This window comes from Streptomyces sp. NPDC029122, assembly GCF_055569445.1.
Genome location: NZ_JBVHWK010000032.1, coordinates 6,729 through 11,561 on the forward strand (window position 1 = coordinate 6,729; position 4,833 = coordinate 11,561).

Sequence of the window (4,833 nt, forward strand, 5' to 3'; positions counted from 1 at the left end):
CACGCTTCTCCGTCGGCGGGGGCCAGTGGGAGCTCGTCCGGGAGAGAACCGGTGCCCGTTAACACGTGCCAGAACCGGGGCTTTTCCCTCCCCGGGGCCCCCTTCCCCCCGGGGGGGCGGCCCCCGCGGGCCTTCGCGCGCCCGGGGCCCGCGGGCCCGCGTCAGGAATGCGTCAGGGATGTCCGGCAGACGCCCTTTCGGTACGTGAACAGCGGGAACGTCCCCGAGAATGAGCGCATGGGACGCGGCAGACTCAGGATCCACCTCGGTGCGGCGCCCGGTGTGGGCAAGACGTACGCCATGCTCGCGGAAGGCCACCGCCGGGTCGAGCGGGGCACGGACTGCGTCGTCGGCTTCGTCGAGCACCACGGGCGGCCGCGCACCGAGGTGATGCTGCACGGGCTCGAACAGGTGCCCAGGCGGGAGCTGTCCCACCGGGGAGCCGCCTTCACCGAGATGGACGTGGACGCGGTGCTCGCCCGCCGCCCCGCCGTGGCCCTGGTGGACGAGCTCGCGCACACCAACGTCCCCGGCTCGCGCAACGCGAAGCGCTGGCAGGACGTGGAGGAACTGCTGCGCGCCGGGATCGACGTGGTGACCACCGTCAACATCCAGCACCTGGAATCCCTCGGGGACGTGGTGGAGACGATCACCGGGGTGCGCCAGCGCGAGACCGTGCCGGACGAGGTGGTGCGGCGGGCCGACCAGATCGAGCTGGTCGACATGTCCCCGCAGGCACTGCGCCGGCGGATGGCGCACGGCAACATCTACCAGCCGGACAAGGTCGACGCGGCCCTCTCCAACTACTTCCGGCCGGGCAACCTCACCGCGCTGCGCGAGCTGGCGCTGCTGTGGGTGGCCGACCGGACCGACGAGCACCTCCAGCGGTACCGGGGCGAGCACGGGATCCGTTCGACCTGGCAGGCCCGCGAGCGGATCGTGGTGGGCCTCACCGGGGGGCCCGAGGGCCGGACGCTCATCCGCCGGGCGGCACGGATCGCCGCCAAGGGCTCCGGCAGCGAGGTCCTCGCCGTCTACATCGCCCGCAGCGACGGGCTGACCTCGGCCTCGCCCAAGGAGCTCACGGTGCAGCGGACCCTGGTCGAGGATCTAGGCGGAACGTTTCATCATGTGATCGGCGACAACGTTCCCGAGGCGCTCCTCGCCTTCGCCCGCGGAGTCAACGCCACCCAGATCGTGCTGGGCTCCAGCCGCCGCAAGGCCTGGCAGTACGTCCTGGGGCCCGGGGTGGGCGCCACCGTGGCCCGCGACTCGGGGCCCGACCTCGACGTGCACATCGTCACCCACGAGGAGGTGGCCCGCGGGCGGGGCCTGCCCGTGGCCCGCTCGGCGGCCCGGCTCGGCCGGCCGCGGATCGTGGCGGGCTGGGTGGCCGGCGTGGTCCTGCCCGTACTGCTCTGCGCCCTGCTGACCCACATCGACGCCGATCCCGGCCTCGCCAACGACATGCTCCTCTTCCTGGCGCTCACGGTCACGGCCGCGCTGCTGGGCGGCCTGTGGCCGGCGCTGGCCTCGGCGGCCTCCGGCTCCCTGCTGCTGAACTACTTCTTCGCCCCGCCCCTGCACCGGTTCACCGTCTCCGACCCCAAGAACATCACGGCCATCGCGGTGTTCTTCGGCGTCGCCGTCTCGGTGGCCTCGGTGGTCGACCTCGCCGCCCGGCGCACGCACCAGGCCGCGCGGCTGCGGGCCGAGTCCGAGATCCTGTCCACCCTGGCCGGGAGCGTGCTGCGCGGCGAGACCGCCCTCGACGCACTGCTGGAGCGGGTGCGCGAGACCTTCGCCATGGAGTCCGTGGCCCTGCTGGAACGGGCCGGCGAGGTGGAGCCCTGGACCCCGGCCGGCAGCGTCGGCCCGCGCCCGGCGGCCCGGCCCGAGGACGCCGACGTCGACATGCCGATCGGCGACCACATGGCCCTCGCCCTGTCCGGGCGGGTGCTGCCCGCCGAGGACCGCCGGGTGCTCGGCGCCTTCGCCGCCCAGGCGGCCGTGGTGCTGGACCGCCAGCGGCTCGTGGGGGAGGCCGAGGGGGCCCGCCGGCTGGCGGAGGGCAACCGGATCCGGACCGCGCTGCTCGCCGCCGTCAGCCACGACCTGCGTACGCCCCTGGCGTCCATCAAGGCCTCCGTCAGCTCCCTGCGCTCCGACGACGTGGACTGGTCCGAGGAGGACCGCGCCGAGCTGCTGGCCGGCATCGAGGAGGGCGCCGACCGGCTGCACCACCTGGTGGGCAACCTGCTGGACATGTCCCGGCTCCAGACCGGCACCGTGACCCCCCTGATCCGGGAGGTCGACCTCGACGAGGTGGTCCCGATGGCGCTGGGCGGCGTACCGGAGGACAGCGTGCTGCTCGACGTGCCGGAGACCCTGCCGATGGTGGCGGTGGACCCGGGACTGCTGGAGCGGACCGTGGCCAACGTGGTGGAGAACGCCGTCAAGTACAGCCCCCCGGGCCGACGGGTCCTGGTCGCCGCCAGCTTCCTCGGCGACCGGGTCGAGGTCCGCGTCGTCGACCGCGGCCCCGGGATCCCGGACGAGGCCAAGGACCGCATATTCGCCCCGTTCCAGCGCCACGGGGACGCCCCCCGCGGGGCCGGCGTGGGGCTGGGGCTGGCGGTGGCCCGGGGCTTCGCCGAGGCCATGGACGGCACCCTCGCCGCCGAGGACACCCCCGGCGGCGGACTCACGATGGTGCTCACCCTGCGCGCGGTGCCCCGCGGCGGTCCGCCCGCCCCGGCCGGAACCGGGGCCGTGCCCCGCGGCGCACGGCCCGCCGCGCAGGAACCGACCGGAGCCGGGGACCTCCCCGGACGACAGAAAGCAGGTCCCCGATGACCCGGGTGCTCGTGGTGGACGACGAACCGCAGATCGTCCGGGCCCTCGTGATCAACCTCAAGGCGCGCAAGTACGAGGTCGACGCGGCCGCCGACGGGGCCGGCGCCCTGGAGCTCGCGGCCGCCCGCCACCCCGACGTGGTCGTCCTCGACCTCGGCCTGCCCGACATGGACGGGGTCGAGGTGATCAAGGGGCTGCGCGGCTGGACGAGGGTGCCGATCCTGGTGCTCTCCGCCCGCCACAGCTCCGACGAGAAGGTCGAGGCCCTCGACGCCGGAGCCGACGACTACGTCACCAAGCCCTTCGGCATGGACGAACTGCTGGCCCGGCTGCGCGCCGCCGTCCGCCGGGCCGAGCCGTCCGCCGGGGCGGGCGGCGACGAGGTGGTCGTCGCGACCGAGGGGTTCACGGTGGACCTCGCCGCCAAGAAGGCGGTGCGCGAGGGGCGCGACGTACGCCTCACCCCCACCGAGTGGCACCTGCTGGAGGTGCTCGTGCGCAACCGCGGGAAGCTGGTCAGCCAGAAACAGCTCCTCCAGGAGGTCTGGGGGCCCACCTACGGGACGGAGACCAACTACCTGCGGGTCTACATGGCCCAGCTGCGCCGCAAGCTGGAGGCGGACCCCTCCCGCCCGCGGCACTTCGTCACCGAACCGGGCATGGGGTACCGCTTCGAGGAATAGCGCGGGACTTCGAGACGCGGCGGGGGCGCCGGTAGGCTTCCCGTATGAGTGCTGAACCGCGTCCCGAGAAGCCCGCGAAACCGGCCAGGCCGGCGGGCCGGTTCCGCCGGATGATAGAGCGGCTCTCCACCTCCCAGGAGGAGCTGCATTCGGCGGAACTGCAGGAGGACGCAGAAGCCGCGGGGTGCACGCGGATCTGCGACTGCCACGACCGTCAGATAGTGAAGGTGACCGGCACGCTGCGCACGGTCACCCTCCGCCCGCGCGCCGGCGTGCCCGCCCTGGAGGCCGAACTGTTCGACGGCTCGGCCGCGCTGGACGTGGTCTGGCTCGGGCGTCGCTCGATCGTGGGAATCGAGCCCGGCCGGCGCATGATCGCCTCGGGCCGGATCTCGATGAGCCACGGCCGCCGGGTGCTCTTCAACCCGAAGTACGAACTCCGACCGCTCGGACAGGAGCACTGACCGGTGACGTCACTCGACAAACCGACCACGCCGGACCCGGGCGCCGTGCCCTCCGACGACCAGAAGGCGGTCACCCAGGCCGCGCTCTTCGACGCCTTCGGCGGCGTCCGCGGCACCGTGGAGACGATGCTCCCCGGCCTGCTCTTCGTGATGATCTACACGATCAACAAGGACGTGAAGATGTCCGCCATCGCGGCGGGCGTCGTCGCGGTGCTGCTGGTCGTCGTCCGGCTGCTGCGCAAGGACACCGTCAAGCACGCCTTCAGCGGTGTCTTCGGCGTGGGCGTCGGCGTGGCCTTCGCCCTCTTCACCGGCAGCGCCAAGGGCTTCTACCTGCCCGGCATGATCTACGGGGTCGGCCTGGGCCTCGCGTTCACGGTCTCGGCGCTGGTGGGGTTCCCGCTGCTGGGGGTGATCCTGGGGCCGGTCTTCAAGGAGAACCTCTCCTGGCGCACCCGCAACCCCGGGCGCAAGAAGGCGTACACCAAGGCCAGCCTGGCCTGGGGGCTCATCTTCCTGGCCAAGTACGCGATCCTCTTCCCGCTGTACTGGTGGGGTGACGAGACGCAGCTGGGCTGGGTGCTGATCGCGCTGAAGCTCCCGCCGATGGTGCTGGCCGTGTACTTCACCTGGGTCTTCCTGGCGAAGGCGCCGCCGCCGATCGACGTGATCGCCGAGTACGAGGCCGAGGAGCTGGCCGCCCGGCAGAAGCGGGCCTGAGCCGCGGCACGGGGGGGGGGGGGGGGGGGGGGGGGGGGGGGGGGGGGGGGGTGGCGGGGGGGGGGGGGGGGGGGGGGGGGGGGGGGGGGGGGGGGGGGGGGGGGGGGGTA

The 4,833-nt window shown here is 73.4% G+C and carries 4 protein-coding genes; all 4 read left to right on the forward strand.

Annotation, left to right across the window (positions count from 1 at the left end; all coding sequences use genetic code 11):
* Window positions 1-237: 237 nt before the first annotated feature.
* The 4 genes from ACZ4WZ_RS28835 to ACZ4WZ_RS28850 are packed head-to-tail and all read left to right on the forward strand — an operon-like array spanning window position 238 to window position 4,723.
* A complete protein-coding gene (locus ACZ4WZ_RS28835; RefSeq protein ID WP_467894819.1) occupies window positions 238-2,856 on the forward strand; it encodes a DUF4118 domain-containing protein in 2,619 nt (872 codons plus the stop codon).
* Window positions 2,853-3,539: a response regulator gene (locus ACZ4WZ_RS28840; RefSeq protein WP_467894822.1), complete on the forward strand. Its 687-nt coding sequence runs from the start codon at window positions 2,853-2,855 to the stop codon at window positions 3,537-3,539. The genes ACZ4WZ_RS28835 and ACZ4WZ_RS28840 overlap by 4 nt, the downstream gene beginning before the upstream one ends.
* A gap of 44 nt (window positions 3,540-3,583) precedes the next feature.
* Window positions 3,584-4,003, forward strand: a complete 420-nt coding sequence (locus ACZ4WZ_RS28845) for an OB-fold nucleic acid binding domain-containing protein (protein ID WP_125816976.1) — start codon at window positions 3,584-3,586, stop codon at window positions 4,001-4,003.
* Window positions 4,004-4,006: 3 nt separating this feature from the next.
* Complete coding sequence (locus tag ACZ4WZ_RS28850) at window positions 4,007-4,723, forward strand: DUF3159 domain-containing protein (protein WP_388938367.1); 717 nt, start codon at window positions 4,007-4,009, stop codon at window positions 4,721-4,723.
* Window positions 4,724-4,833 lie beyond the last annotated feature (110 nt).

Coding starts and splice junctions, on each gene's coding strand:
- ACZ4WZ_RS28835 (WP_467894819.1), top strand. CDS start 238: ATGGGACGCGGCAGACTCAGGATCCACCTCGGTGCGGCGCCCGGTGTG.
- ACZ4WZ_RS28845 (WP_125816976.1), top strand. CDS start 3,584: ATGAGTGCTGAACCGCGTCCCGAGAAGCCCGCGAAACCGGCCAGGCCG.
- ACZ4WZ_RS28840 (WP_467894822.1), top strand. CDS start 2,853: ATGACCCGGGTGCTCGTGGTGGACGACGAACCGCAGATCGTCCGGGCC.